At 70.5% G+C, this 16,296-nt stretch carries 14 protein-coding genes and 1 CRISPR repeat array; of the genes, 6 read left to right on the top strand and 8 right to left on the bottom strand.

The window, feature by feature from the left end; genetic code table 11:
- Positions 1 to 3 precede the first annotated feature (3 nt).
- Entirely contained in the window at positions 4 to 1,185 is a 1,182-nt protein-coding gene (locus EHW97_RS14505; RefSeq protein ID WP_124237888.1) for an acetoin utilization protein AcuC, read from the bottom strand.
- Positions 1,182 to 1,991 (bottom strand): pyrroline-5-carboxylate reductase, encoded by an 810-nt coding sequence (proC, locus tag EHW97_RS14500; protein WP_124237887.1) that lies wholly within the window; start codon positions 1,989 to 1,991, stop codon positions 1,182 to 1,184. Before proC ends, EHW97_RS14505 begins: the two co-directional genes overlap by 4 nt.
- A 22-nt stretch (positions 1,992 to 2,013) precedes the next feature.
- On the opposite strand from proC, the gene EHW97_RS14495 reads away from it, so the two are divergent.
- Positions 2,014 to 2,973, top strand: a complete 960-nt coding sequence (locus EHW97_RS14495) for a bile acid:sodium symporter family protein (protein ID WP_124237886.1) — start codon at positions 2,014 to 2,016, stop codon at positions 2,971 to 2,973.
- Here EHW97_RS14495 and EHW97_RS14490 read toward each other — a convergent pair.
- The gene (locus EHW97_RS14490) at positions 2,949 to 3,752 is read right to left on the bottom strand and encodes a sugar phosphate isomerase/epimerase family protein (RefSeq protein ID WP_124237885.1); all 804 of its coding nucleotides are present in this window, start codon (positions 3,750 to 3,752) and stop codon (positions 2,949 to 2,951) included. The two genes, EHW97_RS14495 and EHW97_RS14490, sit on opposite strands and share 25 nt — an antisense overlap.
- 40 nt (positions 3,753 to 3,792) lie before the next feature.
- Positions 3,793 to 4,704, bottom strand: a complete 912-nt coding sequence (locus tag EHW97_RS14485) for a Ppx/GppA family phosphatase (protein WP_124237884.1) — start codon at positions 4,702 to 4,704, stop codon at positions 3,793 to 3,795.
- Positions 4,705 to 4,744: 40 nt separating this feature from the next.
- On the opposite strand from EHW97_RS14485, the gene EHW97_RS14480 reads away from it, so the two are divergent.
- The 4 genes from EHW97_RS14480 to disA are packed head-to-tail and all read left to right on the top strand — an operon-like array spanning position 4,745 to position 8,642.
- On the top strand, positions 4,745 to 5,485 hold the full coding sequence (locus EHW97_RS14480; protein ID WP_124237883.1) for a DUF3109 family protein: 741 nt from the start codon (positions 4,745 to 4,747) through the stop codon (positions 5,483 to 5,485).
- Positions 5,486 to 5,532: 47 nt separating this feature from the next.
- On the top strand, positions 5,533 to 6,171 hold the full coding sequence (locus tag EHW97_RS14475; RefSeq protein WP_124237882.1) for a VOC family protein: 639 nt from the start codon (positions 5,533 to 5,535) through the stop codon (positions 6,169 to 6,171).
- Positions 6,172 to 6,203: 32 nt separating this feature from the next.
- Positions 6,204 to 7,565 (top strand): DNA repair protein RadA, encoded by a 1,362-nt coding sequence (gene radA / locus EHW97_RS14470; protein ID WP_124237881.1) that lies wholly within the window; start codon positions 6,204 to 6,206, stop codon positions 7,563 to 7,565.
- Positions 7,566 to 7,574: 9 nt separating this feature from the next.
- Positions 7,575 to 8,642 (top strand): DNA integrity scanning diadenylate cyclase DisA, encoded by a 1,068-nt coding sequence (disA, locus tag EHW97_RS14465; RefSeq protein WP_465252547.1) that lies wholly within the window; start codon positions 7,575 to 7,577, stop codon positions 8,640 to 8,642.
- On the opposite strand, the gene EHW97_RS14460 is transcribed toward disA, so the two are convergent.
- Positions 8,633 to 9,133, bottom strand: coding sequence for a chloramphenicol phosphotransferase CPT family protein (locus EHW97_RS14460; RefSeq protein WP_124237879.1), 501 nt, complete (start codon positions 9,131 to 9,133; stop codon positions 8,633 to 8,635). The two genes, disA and EHW97_RS14460, sit on opposite strands and share 10 nt — an antisense overlap.
- On the bottom strand, positions 9,130 to 9,849 hold the full coding sequence (locus EHW97_RS15420) for a hypothetical protein (RefSeq protein WP_166367528.1): 720 nt from the start codon (positions 9,847 to 9,849) through the stop codon (positions 9,130 to 9,132). The genes EHW97_RS14460 and EHW97_RS15420 overlap by 4 nt, the downstream gene beginning before the upstream one ends.
- 46 nt (positions 9,850 to 9,895) lie before the next feature.
- Between EHW97_RS15420 and EHW97_RS14450 the strand changes: the two genes are divergently transcribed.
- Positions 9,896 to 10,789, top strand: coding sequence for an HhH-GPD family protein (locus tag EHW97_RS14450; RefSeq protein WP_124237878.1), 894 nt, complete (start codon positions 9,896 to 9,898; stop codon positions 10,787 to 10,789).
- 28 nt (positions 10,790 to 10,817) lie between these two features.
- On the opposite strand, the gene EHW97_RS14445 is transcribed toward EHW97_RS14450, so the two are convergent.
- On the bottom strand, positions 10,818 to 13,334 hold the full coding sequence (locus tag EHW97_RS14445) for an ATP-dependent Clp protease ATP-binding subunit (RefSeq protein ID WP_124237877.1): 2,517 nt from the start codon (positions 13,332 to 13,334) through the stop codon (positions 10,818 to 10,820).
- A gap of 132 nt (positions 13,335 to 13,466) precedes the next feature.
- On the bottom strand, positions 13,467 to 14,924 hold the full coding sequence (lysS, locus tag EHW97_RS14440; RefSeq protein WP_124237900.1) for a lysine--tRNA ligase: 1,458 nt from the start codon (positions 14,922 to 14,924) through the stop codon (positions 13,467 to 13,469).
- A 191-nt stretch (positions 14,925 to 15,115) separates the two neighbouring features.
- Positions 15,116 to 16,242: direct repeats of the CRISPR family, unit length 28 nt; unit sequence GGATCATCCCCGCTCACGCGGGGAGCAC.
- Positions 16,243 to 16,296 lie beyond the last annotated feature (54 nt).

The raw sequence follows: 16,296 nt of genomic DNA, 5'->3' as shown, positions 1-16,296 counted from the left end.
GCCTCAGAGCGTGGGGTCGAGCCCGTTGAGCGGGAACGCCTCGGTGCGCGTGGCTTGGATCGAGCGGTCCAGCCAGCTCGCTGGGTCGTAGCCCTCTTCCCAGGGGCGGAACCGCGCATGCCGCCCGTCGGTCATCCGCGACGGTGCCGGCTGTCCCCGCAGGCGTTCGACGTCCGCGCGCCACTGGCTGGGCGTCGGCGTCTCGGGATCCAGCGGCCTACCGGCGACGATCGACAGCAGATGCGCCCACGCCCGCGGGACGACGTCCACGACCGCGTAACCGCCGCCACCGGTGGCGATCCACTTGCCGCCGGTCAGCTCCTCCGCGAGGTCGCGGACCGCCAGATAGGAGGCACGCTGACCGTCCACGCTCAGCATGAGGTTGGTGAGCGGATCGTCCATGTGGGAGTCGCAACCGTGCTGGCTGACGATGATGTCGGGGGCGAATTCGCGGATGAGCGGCGGGACGACCGCGTGGAACGCGCGCAGCCAGCCCGCGTCCGACGTGCCTGGCGGCAGCGGGACGTTGACGGCCGACCCCTCGGCGCCCTTCGCGCCCACCTCGGTGGAGTACCCGGTGCCGGGGAACAGCGTCTGCGGGGACTCGTGCAGGGACACCGTCAGGACGCGGGGATCGTGGTAGAACATGGCCTGCACGCCGTCGCCGTGGTGGGCGTCGACGTCGATGTAGGCGATCTTCTGAGCGCCGTGATCGAGCAGCCAGCGGATGGCCATGGCGATGTCGTTGTAGATGCAGAAGCCGCTCGCCCGGCCGGGCATGGCGTGATGGAGCCCGCCGCTGACGTTGATGGCCCGTGACCGCTCGCCCGTCCACACCAGGCGCGCGGCCTCGACACTCGCACCGGCGATGAGCGAACTCGCCTCATGCATGCCCGCGAACACCGGGTTGTCGTCGCCGCCGAGGCCGATCGTGAGGTCGGCGTGCGTGGGGTGCTTGCTGAGCTTGAGGACCCGCTCGATGTACTGCGGGGTGTGGACGAGCGCGAGGTCGTCCTCGGAACAGGGACGGGCTCCCACGATGTCGAGCTGGTCGAGCACCCCGAGTTCGCGGGCGAGCTGCATCGTCAGCTTGACGCGGACCGGCGCCATGGGGTGCGACGGTCCGAAGTCGTAGTCGGTCAGGTGGTCGTCGAAGACGACGCAGGCCCGGCCCTGCTCGCTCATCCGGCCAGCTCCCGGGCCCGGGCGGCCGCCGCGGCGACGCCCGCCCTCAGGGCCGCGCCCGCTCCCTTCTCATCGAAGGTCGTGGTGGCGGCGTACGTGGTGCCGTTCGGCGAGGTGACCTGCCGGCGCAGCTCCTCGGGCGACTCCTCCGAGCCCGCCAGGAGCGCCGCCGCGCCCACCAATGTCTGCTGCGTGAGTTCGCGCGCCGTCTGCGCGTCGAGCCCGGCCGCGACACCGCCGTCGATCATCGCCTCGGCCAGGTAGAACAGGTACGCAGGTCCGGAGCCGGAGACGGCCGTGACGGCATCCTGCTGCGACTCGTCGACGACCACGACCTTGCCCGCCGTGCTCAGCAGCTCGACGACGAGACCGAGCTGCTCGGCGCTGACGCTGCTCCCCGGCGAGACACCGAACATGCCCTGGCCGATGACCGCCGGAGTGTTGGGCATGGCGCGCACGACGGCGACCCCGTCATGGAGTCCGGACTCGATGGAGGCCGTCGTGATGCCCGCGGCGACGGAGACGACGACCGCGTCGGAGCGCACGTCGTCGGCGATCTGCTGCACCGCATCGGCGATGTGGTGGGGCTTGACCGCGAGGATGACCACGTTGGCGCCCGCCACCGCCTGGGGCGAATCCGCGCTCTCGATGCCATGGCGTTCGGTGAGTTCCGCGGCTCGCTCGGCGCGCGGCTCGCTCACTGTCACGTACTCGACTCCCGCCGACCGCAACGCGGCGATGAGGGTTTCGCCCATCACGCCACCGCCGATCACCGCAACCCGCAATCCGGAGGTGAGAGTGCTCATGCCCTGAGACTAGTCTCACCCCGTGCGCCTTCGGCTGGACCCCTTCATCGTCGCCCTGCTCGCAGTGGCCGTCACGGGGGCGCTGTTGCCGGCCCAGGGCCGCGTCCTCGACGCCGTCCAGGTGCTCTCCATGGCGGTGATCGCCGGACTGTTCTTCCTCTACGGCGCTCGTCTCTCGACCGCCGAAGCGGTGGCGGGCGCCGCCCGATGGCGCGTGCACCTGGTGATCCTCGCGATCACCTTCGTCCTGTTCCCCGTGCTCGGCCTGGCGGTCGAGCGTGCCGCTGCGGCGTGGTGGTCCGCTCCCCTGGCCTCCGGCGTGCTGCTGCTGTGCCTCGTGCCGTCGACCGTGCAGGGTTCCGTCGCGTTCACCGGCATCGCCGGCGGCGACCGGGCGGTCGCGGTCGTGGCGGCGTCGCTGTCGAACCTGCTCGGCGTCCTCATCACGCCGCTGCTCGTCGCGGTGCTGCTCGGCGGCGACACCCACGTGACGCTCGGGTCCGTGGCGCGCATCGTCGGGCTCCTGCTCGTCCCGTTCCTGCTCGCCCAGGTCCTACGGCGGTGGTGGGTCGGCGATTTCGTGGCCCGCCGCGACCGCCTGCTCAAGCGGTACGACCGGGGCAGCATCCTCTTCGTCGTCTACGTCGCGTTCTCCAGCGGCACCAACGCCGGTGTCTGGTCGGCCGTGAGCTGGGTGGACGGCGCGATCCTGCTGGTCGTCGTCGCGTCGCTGCTCGTCTTCGGGCTGAGCATCGCCGCGCTCCTGGCCCGCCCGTACGAGCGGCCCCAGCGCATCGCGATCCTGTTCTGCGGCTCGAACAAGTCGCTCGCCTCCGGGCTGCCGATGGCGACCGTGCTCCTGCCGCCGCATCAGGTCGCGCTGCTGATTCTGCCGCTCATGGCCTACCACCAGCTGCAGCTCATCACCTGCACGCTGCTCGCCAACCGTCTGGCACGTCAGGACGGCAACGCGACGGCGTGAAGCCGCGCGTACGCGAGCGCCTCGAGCAGGTCGTTCTCGCGGGCTTCGGCGTCGGCGGCCTTGCGGGTGCTGATCTCCACGACGACCTGACCGTCGAAGCCCGTCCCGGCGAGTTCCTCGAGGAAGTCGGCGCAGGGCTGGGTGCCCCGGCCGGGGACGAGGTGCTCGTCCTTTCCGGTGCCGGTGCCGTCGGCGAGGTGGATGTGGCGCAGGCGGGGGCCGAGTTCGCGGGCCATCGCGATCGGGTCGGCCTGAGCGGTGGCCGTGTGGGAGAGGTCGAGGGTCACGTGCGCGTAGTCCTGGGGGATCGGGTCCCAGCCGGGCGCGTACGCCTGAAACTCGCGCTTGCCGCTGCGCCAGGGGTACATGTTCTCGACGGCGAAGTCGATGCCCTCATACTGCGCCTCCAACTCGGCGACGCCCTCGACGAAGCCGCGCGCATAGTCGCGCTGCCACCGGAAGGGCGGGTGCACGACGACGATCTCGGCGCCCAGCTCGAGCGCCATCTCGGCGCTGCGGTGGAGTTTGCCCCAGGGTTCGAGTCCCCAGATGCGCTGAGTGAGGAGCAGGCACGGCGCGTGCACCGATCCGACCGCGATGCCGTGCTCCTCGGAGAGGGCCCGCACCGCGTCGATGTCCGTACTCGGCTCGTCGATGCCCACCATGACCTCGACCGCGTCGTAACCCAGACGCGCCGCGGCCTCGAAACCGGCGGCCGTGGAGTCGGGGTAGACCGACGATGTCGAGAGCGACACCGTGATCGGCGGACTGTCCTTCACTTCACCCAGATTAGTCCGAGGAGGGTGAGCGCAGCGGCGATCACAGGTGGTCCAGATACTCGATGAGCACGCCCTCGCGCAGCGCCCACGGACAGATCTCCAGCTCCTCGACGCCGAACAGGTCCATCGTCGCCTCCGCGACCACCGCCCCCGCCCGCATCTGGTGAGCGCGATCGGTGGAGACGCCCGGCATCGCGGCGATCTCCTCGGTCGAGCAGGTCGCGAGCTCGTCGACCAGCCGGGAGAGCTGCTGACGGGCGAAGACGCGGCGCACGTACGGACCGTCCGCCGAGGGGGCCGCGCCGCACATGCGGGCGAGCGACCGGAACGTCTTGCTCGTGGCGACAGCACGATCGAAGGAGCCACCGCGCAGCAGCGGGCCCGCGGCCTGACCGATCTCGCGGCGCACGGCCAGCCGCAGCTCCGGGACGGACACCCCCTGGTCGAGCCGCTCGCGGGTGAGGCGGCCGGCCCCCAACGGCAAGGAGGACACGACCTCGGGCTGCTCGTCGGAGCCCGCGGCGAGCTCGAGCGATCCCCCACCGATGTCGAAGACGCCGAGACGGCCCGACGACCACCCGAACCAGCGCCGCACCGCGAGGAAGGTCAGCCGTGCCTCGTCCTCGCCGGGCAGCACCTGCAGGTCGAGATGGGTCGCGGCATTGACCGCGGCGATGACCTCCTCGGCGTTGACGGCGTCGCGGACCGCCGACGTCGCGAAGGCGAGCACGGTGTCGCACCCCTTCTCGGCCGCCTCGTCGGTCGCCGACACCGCGTACTTGACGAGCCGGGCGATACCTTCGGGGCTGACCCGCTGCTCCGCGTCGAGGTGCTCGGCCAGACGCAGCGGCTCCTTGAATGAGTGCGCCGGCACGGGCGGCCCGCCGCGGAACGCGTCGACGATGAGCAGATGCCCCGTGTTGGAGCCGATGTCGAGGACACCCATGCGCATACCGGTAGTCTCGCACCCTCCCCGGACCTACAGTGGTGCGATGCCGGAGATCGACCTGGGCTTCCCCCGCTCGTTCGTCGAGTTCGCGAATCCCGACGATCCGTCGGAGCGCTTCCGCTGCGACCTCACGTGGCTCACCTCGCGGTGGACGTGCATCTTCGGCCAGGGCTGCCCGGGCATCGATTCCGCCTCGCCCGACGCGGGCTGCTGCGCGCTGGGAGCGCACTTCAGCGACGACGAGGACGTCGCCCGGGTCGCCGCCTTCGCCGAGCGCCTCGACCCGACAGAGTGGGAGCTGCACGACGAAGGGCACGCGCGGGGCTGGACCGAGACCGATGACGAGGGCGAGCTGAAGACCCGGGTCGTCGACGGCGCCTGCATCTTCCACAACTCGGCAGGGTTCCCCGGCGGGTACGGCTGCGCGCTGCACGCTCACGCCCTCGCCATCGGGCTCGAACCGCTCGAGACCAAGCCGGACGTGTGCTGGCAGCTGCCGTTGCGTCGGCAGTTCCGCGAGGTCGACCCCGGGGACGGCGCCGTCTACACCGAGGTCACCATCGGCGAGTACACCCGCGCGGGGTGGGGACCGGGTGGGGCTCACCTCGACTGGTACTGCTCGTCGAACACCGAGGCCCACGTGGGGCGCGATCCGGTCTACGTCTCGTATCGCCCCGAACTCATCGCGCTGATGGGCGCGGACGGGTACGAGGCCCTGCGCCGGCACTGCGAACGGTTCGAGGCGGCGGGGCGCACCCAGCCGCATCGCGCCGATCCCGTCTGAGGCGACCCTGGCCTCGGCGGCCGGCGAAGCGCCGGTAACAATGCCGTATGCACCTGGACCACCTGACCTTCGCGGTCGGGCCGAACGGCCTCGCCGAGACCACCGCCGAGCTGAGCGAACGCCTCGGCGCCCCGTTCCTCGACGGCGGCGTGCACCCGCGCTTCGGGACACGCAACATGATCCTGCCGCTCACCCACCACCAGTACCTCGAGGTCGTCGAGGTACTCGAGCACCCCGCCGCCGAGAAGGCCGCGTTCGGACAGGCCGTGCGCGCACGCTCCGAGATGGGCGGCGGCTGGCTCGGCTGGTGCATCGCCGTCGACGACATCACCCCCGTCGAGCGCCGCATCGGTCGCCACGCGGTGCCGGGTAACCGCCATCGCCCCGACGGCTTCAACCTCGAGTGGATGCAGATCGGCACCAGCTCGATGAAGGCCGATCCGCAGCTGCCCCAGGTTCTGCAGTGGCTGATCGACCCGGCCGAGCACCCCTCGCAGATGGCGCCGACCGACATCGCACTGGTCGCGCTGGAGATCGCCGGCAGCCCGGAGCGGGTCGAGGACTGGCTCGGCGAGGGCGCGATCAAGACCCTCGAGCAGATCGAGGTCCGCTGGGTCGCTCCCCACGCCCTTCCCGGCATCACCGTGGCGGAGTTCTCCACACCCCAGGGTCTCGTCCGCATCTGAGCCCTGTCGGTCCAGGCGCCTAGGCTGACGCCATGGCCAAAGTGACCAAGCCCGCGTACGCCTGCGCCGAGTGCGGCTGGACCACGAGCAAGTGGGTCGGCCGCTGCGGCGAGTGCCAGGCGTGGGGCACGGTCGACGTCGCCGGAGGCGGCTCCCGCACCGCCCGCACGAGCGCTGCGCCCGTCGCGGCCCCCGCCGTGCCGATCACCGAGATCGGCGTCGAATCGGCGTCGGCCACCGGCTCGGGCATCGCCGAGCTCGACCGCGTCCTCGGCGGCGGCGTCGTCCCCGGCGCGGTGATGCTGATGGCCGGCGAGCCGGGGGTCGGCAAGTCGACATTGCTCCTCGAGGTCGCCGCCCGGTGGGCGCGCGCCGGGCGCCGCACGCTGTACGTGTCGGGCGAGGAGTCCGCAGCTCAGGTGCGGCTGCGGGCCGAGCGCACCGGGGCGCTGCACCCCGAGCTCTTCCTCGCCGCGGAGACCGACCTCGGCGCGCTGCTCACACACATCGACGAGGTCAAGCCCAGCCTGCTCATCGTCGACTCGGTCCAGACCATCGGCTCGGCGGACATCGAGGGGGTGCCGGGCGGCGTCACGCAGGTGCGCGAGGTCGCCACGACCGTCATCGGGCGGGCCAAGGCCGAGGGCATCGCCACCCTCCTGGTCGGCCACGTCACCAAGGACGGCTCCGTCGCCGGCCCCCGCGTGCTCGAGCACCTCGTCGACGTCGTCCTGCAGTTCGAGGGCGATCGCACCTCGCGCCTGCGACTGCTGCGGGCGGTCAAGAACCGATTCGGCCCCGTCGACGAGATCGGCTGCTTCGACCTGGTCGACCACGGCATCGTCGAGGTGCCCGACCCCACCGGCCTGTTCGTCACGCGGCACGAGCGGCCGGTGCCCGGCACGTGCATCACGGTCACCATGGAGGGCCGCCGGCCCCTGTTGGCCGAGGTTCAGGCGCTCACGGTCGACGCCACCACGCCCTCCCCGCGTCGCACGTCCAGTGGACTGGATTCCTCGCGCATCGCCATGGTGCTCGCGGTGCTGACCAAGCATGCGCGCCTCCCGCTCGGCAAGTTCGACGTCTACACCGCCTCGGTGGGCGGCGCCCGGCTGCACGAGCCCGCCGTCGATCTCGCGGCGGCGCTCGCGATGTACTCCGCCATCTCCGATGCTCCGCTGCCGGCGCAGCTCGTCGCGATCGGCGAGGTCGGCCTCGCCGGGGAGGTTCGCCCCGTCAGCAACGCGGCGGCGCGGTTGCGCGAAGCGGCGCGCATCGGCTTCACCCACGCGATCGTGCCGGCGGGCACAGACGGGCTCGACGCGGTACGCGGTCAGCTGACGATCGTCGACGTTCCGCACATCTCTGCCGCTATCGCCGCAACCCGCCGGTAGGCTGTGCCCGTGGCACTGTCCAGCGACCTGCGCAGCGCCCTCGCCTCCGTCGCTCCGGGCACGGCACTGCGCGAGGGCCTCGAGCGCATTCTCCGTGGACGTACCGGTGCTCTGGTCGTCGTCGGCATGGATCGGCAGGTCGAGGCCATCTCCACCGGCGGTTTCGTGCTCGACGTCCCGTTCACGGCCACCGGACTGCGGGAACTGGCCAAGATGGACGGCGCGATCATCGTCGACGCCACGGCGTCGCGCATCCTCCGCGCGGGCGTGCACCTCATGCCCGACGCCACGATCCCGACCGAGGAGACCGGCACCCGGCACCGCACGGCCGACCGCGTCGCCCGGCAGACCGGCTTCCCCGTCATCTCCGTCTCGGCCTCGATGCACATCATCGCGCTCTACCTCGGCGAGACCCGGTACGTGCTGGAGGGCACGGCCACCGTCATCAGCCGTGCCAACCAGGCCCTGCAGACGCTGGAGCGGTACCGCACTCGCCTCGACGAGGTGTCCGATGCGCTCTCGGCGCTCGAGATCGAGGACCTCGTGACCGTGCGCGACGTCGCGGCCGTGGCACAGCGCATGGAGATGGTCACGCGTATCGCCAACGAGATCGACGGATTCGTGCTGGAGCTCGGCACCGACGGCCGCCTGCTAGCGCTCCAGCTCGACGAGCTCGTCGGTGGTGTCGAGGCCGAGCGCGCGCTCGTCATCCGCGACTACCTGCCGCAGACGCGGCGCAAACTCACAACCGACGACGTCCTGTCCGATCTCGCCGCGGTCAGCGCAAGCGACCTCGTCGACCTCGGCCGGGTCGCCACCGCACTGCGGATCGGCGATGCCGACAGCCTCGACGCGGCACTGTCCCCGCGCGGCTACCGCCTGCTGGCCCGGATCCCGCGCCTTCCCAACGCCGTCGTCGAGCGCCTCATCGCCCACTTCGGCTCCCTGCAGCGACTGCTCGCCGCCAGCCTCGACGACCTGCAGGCCGTCGAGGGCGTGGGCGACCTCCGGGCCCGCGGGGTGCGCGAAGGCCTGTCGCGTCTCGCAGAGTCCAGCATCCTCGAACGTTACGTCTGAGCGCCGGTCCTGCGCTGCCAGCTCTCGGCGAGGAGGTGCGCGTTCACGTCCGGGGGCGGCGTTCCGTCGAGGTCGAGGTCGTAGGCACGGAACGTGTGCACGGTCTCAAGGTCGCGCCGGGCATCGCCGACGGGGCGGTCGCCCCGCGCACGTTCGCGCTGCTCCAGCATCTCGAGCGGCGTGTGCAGGCCGACCCAGAACACGTCGATCCCCTCCAGCTCGCTCGTCAACTCGGCGAACGCCTCGGGAGACTCGATGATGTAGTCGGAGATGACGTCGACGCCCTGCTCGCTGAACACGCGATAGGTGCGGTGGAACGCGGCGAAGAAGCCGTCCCGTAGGTCTCGCCAACCGGGCGGTAACGCGTCCCGGAAGTAGAGGTCGGGGCTGTGGTACAAGAACGGCGCTGGCAGGACCCGCTGCGCGGCACGGCACAACGTGCTCTTGCCGGCGCTCGACGCGCCGTGGACGAGGATCAGCCGCCCGCTCACGGAGCAGGAGGCTGCTCGGGCTCGCCCTCGGGCTGCGGCTCCGGTTCGGGCTCGCCTTCGGGCTGCGGCTCGGGCTCGGGCTGCGGACGCGGTTCGGCGAGACGGAACGTCGCCTCGCCCGGTTCACCGCCCAGCGTGCCGAGCTGAATCGCATACTCCCCTGCGTTGGCGAAGCCCTCGCCGTCACCACAGGTGGCGCCCGACCCGCGACCGCTCCACTGCACCGACGCCTGCGTGGCCCAGCCTTCGGGGACCGCGATCGGCTCGGTGACGAAGGGCTGCCGGCAGACCGTCGAGTCGTACACCGGAGTGCCGCCGCTGGAGATGATGACGAGCAGCTGAGCCTCCTCCGGCGAGAGCACGCACCCGGAGCCGTCCACGGTCGAGACCAGCAGGTCGACGGTGACGGCCTCGCCCGCCGGCTGACCGTCGGCCACCGATGGCACGATCCGGATGTTCTCGGGAGCGCACGCACCCTCGGCGGCCGGCAAGGCCACCGGGACGAGGTCGGTCGGTTCGGGCGACGGTTCCGGTGAGGGCGTCGGGGATGCGGTCGACGCGGCCGTGGGCGCTGGCGTCGCGGCGTCGGCCGGCTCGTCGCGATCGTTGACCCACCCGACGATCTGGAGAACGAGCCAGGCGAGGCCGATCAGCAGCGCCAGGAGGAGTAGGCGGCGCCGCCAGTAGATCTCTGCGGGCAAGGGTCCTCGGGGCACGGTCCCACGCTACCGATTCTGCCTGGCGTGAGAGGATCGACGCGCCATGGACCCACAGCTGAGCTCACTGCACGACGACGTCCTGGCCTGGTTCGGCGAACACCGGCGCGACCTGCCCTGGCGTGGCCGCGACGGCGAACGTCCGGACCCGTGGTCCGTCCTGGTCTCGGAGTTCATGCTGCAGCAGACGCCCGTCGCTCGGGTGCTGCCGGTGTTCGACGCGTGGATGGCCACCTGGCCCACGCCCGCCGATCTCGCCGCCGCGACCGCGGGCGACGCCGTACGCGCCTGGGGCCGCCTGGGATATCCGCGCCGGGCACTGCGGCTGCACGCCGCGGCGACGGCGATCGCCCACCAGCACGCGGGCCGCGTCCCCGACACCTACGAGGCGCTGCGCGAGCTGCCGGGAGTCGGGGACTACACCGCAGCGGCGATCGCCTCGTTCGCGTACGGGCGCCGCGTGCTGGTGCTGGACACCAACGTCCGCCGCGTCTTCACGCGCGTCGTGCGCGGCGAGCAGTACCCGACACGCTCCGTCACGGCTGCCGAACGCCGACTCGGTCAGGAACTGATGCCGGCCGACCGGGCCGATGAATGGGCGGCGGCGACGATGGAACTCGGCGCGCTCGTCTGCACGGCACGCGCTCCGCGCTGCGCTGCCTGCCCGATCGCCGACCGCTGTGCGTGGCGTGCCGCCGGCTACCCGCAAGGCGAACAGCCGAAGGGCCAGACGTGGCACGGGACCGACCGCCAGGTGCGCGGTCGCCTCATGGCGGTGCTGCGCGAGTCCCACGCGCCCGTTCCCAAGGCGGCCCTCGACGCGGTGTGGGACGACGCCACGCAACGGGACCGCTGTCTCGCCGGGCTCCTGGACGACGGCCTCGTCGAACTCGTCGACGACGACGTCTTCGCGTTGCCCGGACACGACGAAGGGCGGTGACCCTCAGGTCACCGCCCTTCGTTCGGGATCACTCCTCGGAGCCGCCCGTACCGGCCTCCACGGCCGGCCGCACGCCCTCGAGCTCGAGGTCGGCCTTGTCCGTGCCGGTGAAGGTGAAGCGGGCGTCGGCGCCCTCTCCCTCCACGTCGACCAGGACGATCTGACCGGCCCGCAGCTCGCCGTAGAGCAGCTTCTCGGCGAGGGCGTCCTCGATCTCACGCTGCACGGTGCGACGCAGCGGGCGCGCACCGAGCACCGGATCGAAGCCGCGCTCGGCCAGCTTCTCCTTGGCGGCCGTCGTGAGCTCGACGCTCATGTCCTTCTCGGACAGGCGCTGCTCCAGGGCACCGACCATCATGTCCACCATCTGCAGGATCTCGTCCTGGGTCAGCGGCGGGAACACGACGACCTCGTCGACACGGTTGAGGAACTCCGGACGGAAGTGCTGCTTGAGCTCCGTCGCGACGCGCTCCTTCATCCGCTCGTACGTGCCCACGGCGTCGCCGGCCTGGGCGAAGCCCAGGTTGACGCCCTTGGAGATCTCACGCGCACCGAGGTTGGTCGTCATGATGATCACGGCGTTCTTGAAGTTGACGACGCGACCCTGACCGTCGGTGAGGTGGCCTTCCTCGAGGATCTGCAACAGCGAGTTGAAGATGTCGGGGTGGGCCTTCTCGATCTCGTCGAAGAGCACGACGCTGAACGGCTTGCGGCGCACCTTCTCGGTGAGCTGGCCGCCCTCGTCGTAGCCGACGTAGCCCGGAGGCGAACCGAACAGGCGCGACACGGTGTGCTTCTCGCTGAACTCGCTCATGTCGAGCTGGATCAGCGCGTCGTCGTCACCGAACAGGAAGTTCGCGAGCGCCTTGGACAGCCACGTCTTACCGACACCGGAGGGGCCGGCGAAGATGAACGAACCGCCCGGCCGCTTCGGGTCCTTCAGGCCTGCACGGGTACGACGGATCGCCCGCGACAGCGCCCTGATGGCCTCGTCCTGACCGATGACCCGCTTGTGCAGCTCCTCCTCCATGTGGAGCAGACGCGTGGACTCCTCCTCGCTGAGCTGGCCGACGGGGATGCCGGTCGCCTTGGCGAGGACCTCGGCGATGAGGTGCTCGTCGACGATCGCGACGGAGTCGAGGTCGCCGGACTTCCAGGCACGCTCACGCTCCGCCTTGGCGTGGATGAGCTTCTTCTCCTCGTCGCGCAGGCTGGCGGCGAGTTCGAAGTCCTGGGCGTCGATCGCGCCCTCCTTGCGGCGGCGGACGTCGGCGATCTTCTCGTCGAACTCCTTGAACTCCGGCGGCGTGGCCGAACGACGGATGCGCAGACGCGCGCCCGCCTCGTCGATGAGGTCGATCGCCTTGTCGGGCAGGAAGCGGTCCGAGATGTACCGGTCGGCCATCGTGGCCGCTGCCGAGAGGGCGTCGTCGGTGATCGAGACGCGGTGGTGCGCCTCGTACCGGTCGCGGAGCCCCTTGAGGATCTCGACGGTGTCGGTCACCGACGGCTCGTTGACCATGACCGGCTGGAAGCGGCGGTTGAGGGCCGCATCCTTCTCGAAGTGCTTGCGGTACTCGTCGAGGGTCGTGGCGCCGATGGTCTGCAGCTCACCGCGGGCCAACATCGGCTTGAGGATGCTGGCGGCGTCGATCGCGCCCTCGGCGGCACCCGCGCCCACGAGGGTGTGGATCTCGTCGATGAACAAGATGATGTCGCCGCGCGTGCGGATCTCCTTGAGCACCTTCTTGAGGCGCTCCTCGAAGTCACCGCGGTACCGCGAACCAGCCACGAGGGCACCGAGGTCAAGCGTGTAGATCTGCTTGTCCTTGAGCGTCTCGGGGACGTCGCCGCGGATGATGTCCTGCGCCAGCGACTCGACGACGGCGGTCTTGCCGACGCCGGGCTCGCCGACGAGCACGGGGTTGTTCTTGGTGCGGCGGCTGAGCGTCTGCATGACGCGCTCGGCCTCGTCGTCGCGACCGATGACGGGGTCGAGCTTGCCCTCGCGGGCCGCCTGGGTCAGGTTGCGGCCGAACTGGTCGAGCACGGCCGACGACGCCGGGGCGGGCTCCGACGCGGTACCGGCCGCCTCGGACTCCTTGCCCTGGAAGCCGCTGACCAGCTGGATGACCTTCTGGCGCACGCGGTTGAGATCGGCGCCCAGCTTGACGAGCACCTGGGCTGCGACGCCCTCACCCTCGCGGATGAGGCCGAGCAGGATGTGCTCGGTGCCGATGTAGGTGTGACCGAGCTGCAAGGCCTCGCGGAGGCTGAGCTCGAGCACCTTCTTGGCGCGCGGTGTGAACGGAATATGGCCGCTCGGTGCCTGCTGGCCCTGGCCGATCATGTCCTCGACCTGGCCGCGGACGGCATCGAGCGAGATGTCCAGGCTCTCCAGGGCCTTGGCAGCGACGCCTTCGCCCTCGTGGATGAGGCCGAGCAGGATGTGCTCGGTCCCGATGTAGTTGTGGCTGAGCATGCGCGCTTCTTCCTGCGCAAGCACCACGACCCGTCGGGCCCGGTCGGTGAATCTCTCGAACATGGCGTCCCCTCTGCTGGACTGTTCGTGTAAGTCTAGTCGCCGGGCGATGGACCCGGCTCGGTTGTCCAGACGCTTAACTCAACTGTCACACCCGCGTGGGTGTTCCGCTGTTCGCCCTGGGCGGAATCGGTCCTATTCGCGACGCGAGATCGGGAAGAGGATGGCCTCGCGGATGCCGATGCCCTGCAGCAGCATGACGAGGCGGTCCACGCCGAGGCCCATGCCGCCCGCGGGCGGCATGCCGAACTCCAGCGCGCGCAGGAAGTCCTCGTCGACGTCCATCGCTTCCGGGTCGCCGGCCGCGGCGAGCCGCGCCTGCTCCTCGAGGCGCTCGCGCTGGATGACGGGGTCGTTCAGCTCCGAGTAGGCCGGGGACAGCTCGACGCCGTTGATGATGAGGTCCCACGCCTCGACGAGACCGGGCACCGAGCGGTGCCGCTTGGCGAGCGGGCGGACCGATTCGGGGTAGTCGCACACGAACGTGGGCTGGATGAGGGTGTGCTCGACGAGCTTCTCGAACAGCTCCAGCAGCACCTCCCCCGCGCCCCAGTGGTCCTGCAGTGCGACGTCGTGCCGTCCGGCGAGCGCGACGAGGTCGTCGTAGCTCGTGGTCGGGGTGACGTCGGCGCCGGTGGCCTCGGCGACCAGTTCGTGGATGGTGGCTCGGCGCCAGGGGGCCTCGAGGTCGATCGTTCCGCCGTCGCGGGCGGGCACGACGGTCTTGCCGACGGCGCGGGCGGCGTTGACGACGATGTCGCGGGTGAGCTCGGCCATCGTGTCGTAGCTGCCGTACGCCTCGTAGGCCTCGAGCATCATGAACTCGGGGTTGTGGGTGTTGTCGACGCCCTCGTTGCGGAAGGTCTTGCCGATCTCGTACACCTTGTCGATGCCGCCGACCAGCGCGCGCTTGAGGTGGAGCTCGAGCGCGATGCGCAGCAGGGCGTCCTCGTCGAAGGCGTTGACGTGCGTGCCGAACGGGCGGGCCGCGGCGCCGCCGTTGGTGTGCTGCAGGACCGGGGTCTCGACCTCGATGTATCCGCGCTCGTCCAGCGTGGCGCGGATCGACTTGAGGACGGCCGCTTTGACCCGGACGTTCTCGCGGGCCTCGGGCCGCACGATGAGGTCGACGTAGCGCAGGCGCGAGCGCGCCTCGTCCGACAGCGGCTTGTGCTCGACCGGCAGCGGGCGCATCGTCTTGGCGGCCAGCCGCCACGCGGTCGCCATGACCGACAGCTCACCGCGCCGGCTGGTGATGACCTCGCCGGTGACCTGCAGGTGGTCGCCGATGTCGACGAGCTGCTTGAACTCGCCGAGCCGCTCCTCGCCGACTTCCGCGAGCGAGAGCATGGCCTGGATCTCGGTGCCGTCGCCCTCGCGCAGCCGCACGAAGCAGAGCTTGCCGGTGTTGCGCAGGAAGATGACGCGGCCGGCGATGGCCACGGTCACGCCGCTGTGGTGGTCCGGGCCGAGCTCCTCGGCGTCGTAGGACTCGACGATCTCGCGGATGGTGTGCGTGCGCTCGACGGTCACCGGGTAGGGGTCGTCACCCGCGTCGAGGATGCGCTGCCGCTTCTCGCGACGCACCCGCATCTGCTCGGGAAGGTCGTCCTCGGTCTCAGGGGTCTGCGGCGCATCGGTCACGAGGCCCCATCCTACGGAAGAGTGCCCAGGCCCCGGCGGCAGCGTTTGGCGTGCGCGGTGGGCGGCGAACTCACGGCTTCAGGCACGCAGCCCGTGTCACACCACCGGGAACACTCTCGGCGTGCACGGCGACTGCCCCGGGATCATCCCCGCTCACGCGGGGAGCACGGGGGCGTGGTCGCGGCTATTCAGCGCGCGACGGGATCATCCCCGCTCACGCGGGGAGCACGCCCGCGTTGATGTCGGCCGCGATCTGTTCGGCGGATCATCCCCGCTCACGCGGGGAGCACATGCGCACCGATAGCTAGGCGTGCTGCGACTAGGGATCATCCCCGCTCACGCGGGGAGCACGCCACGTGCCAGAACGTCGCTAGGCTTGACACCGGATCATCCCCGCTCACGCGGGGAGCACCTCGGTCTGCGACTCTCGACAGTCCTTCCCGGACGGATCATCCCCGCTCACGCGGGGAGCACCTGTTCGCGTTGTCGGCGTCCCTGGCGCAGATGGGATCATCCCCGCTCACGCGGGGAGCACTCGCATTTGACAGTCTCCACCGTGGCGGGGTAGGGATCATCCCCGCTCACGCGGGGAGCACACAGTGTGACCAGCCTGTCCCACCTGGCCGACGGGATCATCCCCGCTCACGCGGGGAGCACGCGGCGAGTTCGACCCTGCCGACGTCGTCGAACGGATCATCCCCGCTCACGCGGGGAGCACTTAGTTAGTGGCGTGCCATACGTGCGGCCAGTGGGATCATCCCCGCTCACGCGGGGAGCACGCGCTGCCCATGTACCGGACCGGCTTGTATACCGGATCATCCCCGCTCACGCGGGGAGCACTCATTGTTCTCAGCCTTCCAATGGTGGGAATTGGGATCATCCCCGCTCACGCGGGGAGCACAAGTTGCTGCCGTCATCGAGGTACTGACGTCCGGGATCATCCCCGCTCACGCGGGGAGCACGGAATGACTTTCGCTGAGAGTCCGGGAACGAGGGGATCATCCCCGCTCACGCGGGGAGCACTTGCGTCGGAAGCTCGACCAGCAGCGTCGTCGGGGATCATCCCCGCTCACGCGGGGAGCACCCCCGCGTGTACTACAACACGTCGTCACGACGGGGATCATCCCCGCTCACGCGGGGAGCACCTGCTCGCGCATCTCCTGGGCCGAGCGGGTGGCGGATCATCCCCGCTCACGCGGGGAGCACACGACGCCGGCGTCGATGGCGCGGCCCTGGGAGGGATCATCCCCGCTCACGCGGGGAGCACTGGGACGAGGTGCTGTCTCGCGCCGAAAAGGACGGATCATCCCCGCTCACGCGG

This window comes from Aeromicrobium camelliae (genome assembly GCF_003850045.1).
In the GTDB taxonomy this organism is placed as follows: domain Bacteria; phylum Actinomycetota; class Actinomycetes; order Propionibacteriales; family Nocardioidaceae; genus Aeromicrobium; species Aeromicrobium camelliae.
This window is presented reverse-complemented; position numbering and strand designations above follow the sequence as displayed.

Excerpts from the sequence above, each read along its gene's own strand:
- EHW97_RS14505 (WP_124237888.1), bottom strand. The coding sequence starts at position 1,185 with ATGAGCGAGCAGGGCCGGGCCTGCGTCGTCTTCGACGACCACCTGACC.
- proC (WP_124237887.1), bottom strand. The coding sequence starts at position 1,991 with ATGAGCACTCTCACCTCCGGATTGCGGGTTGCGGTGATCGGCGGTGGC.
- EHW97_RS14485 (WP_124237884.1), bottom strand. The coding sequence starts at position 4,704 with ATGCGCATGGGTGTCCTCGACATCGGCTCCAACACGGGGCATCTGCTC.
- EHW97_RS14480 (WP_124237883.1), top strand. The coding sequence starts at position 4,745 with ATGCCGGAGATCGACCTGGGCTTCCCCCGCTCGTTCGTCGAGTTCGCG.
- EHW97_RS14475 (WP_124237882.1), top strand. The coding sequence starts at position 5,533 with ATGCACCTGGACCACCTGACCTTCGCGGTCGGGCCGAACGGCCTCGCC.
- radA (WP_124237881.1), top strand. The coding sequence starts at position 6,204 with ATGGCCAAAGTGACCAAGCCCGCGTACGCCTGCGCCGAGTGCGGCTGG.
- EHW97_RS14450 (WP_124237878.1), top strand. The coding sequence starts at position 9,896 with ATGGACCCACAGCTGAGCTCACTGCACGACGACGTCCTGGCCTGGTTC.
- EHW97_RS14445 (WP_124237877.1), bottom strand. The coding sequence starts at position 13,334 with ATGTTCGAGAGATTCACCGACCGGGCCCGACGGGTCGTGGTGCTTGCG.
- lysS (WP_124237900.1), bottom strand. The coding sequence starts at position 14,924 with ATGCGGGTGCGTCGCGAGAAGCGGCAGCGCATCCTCGACGCGGGTGAC.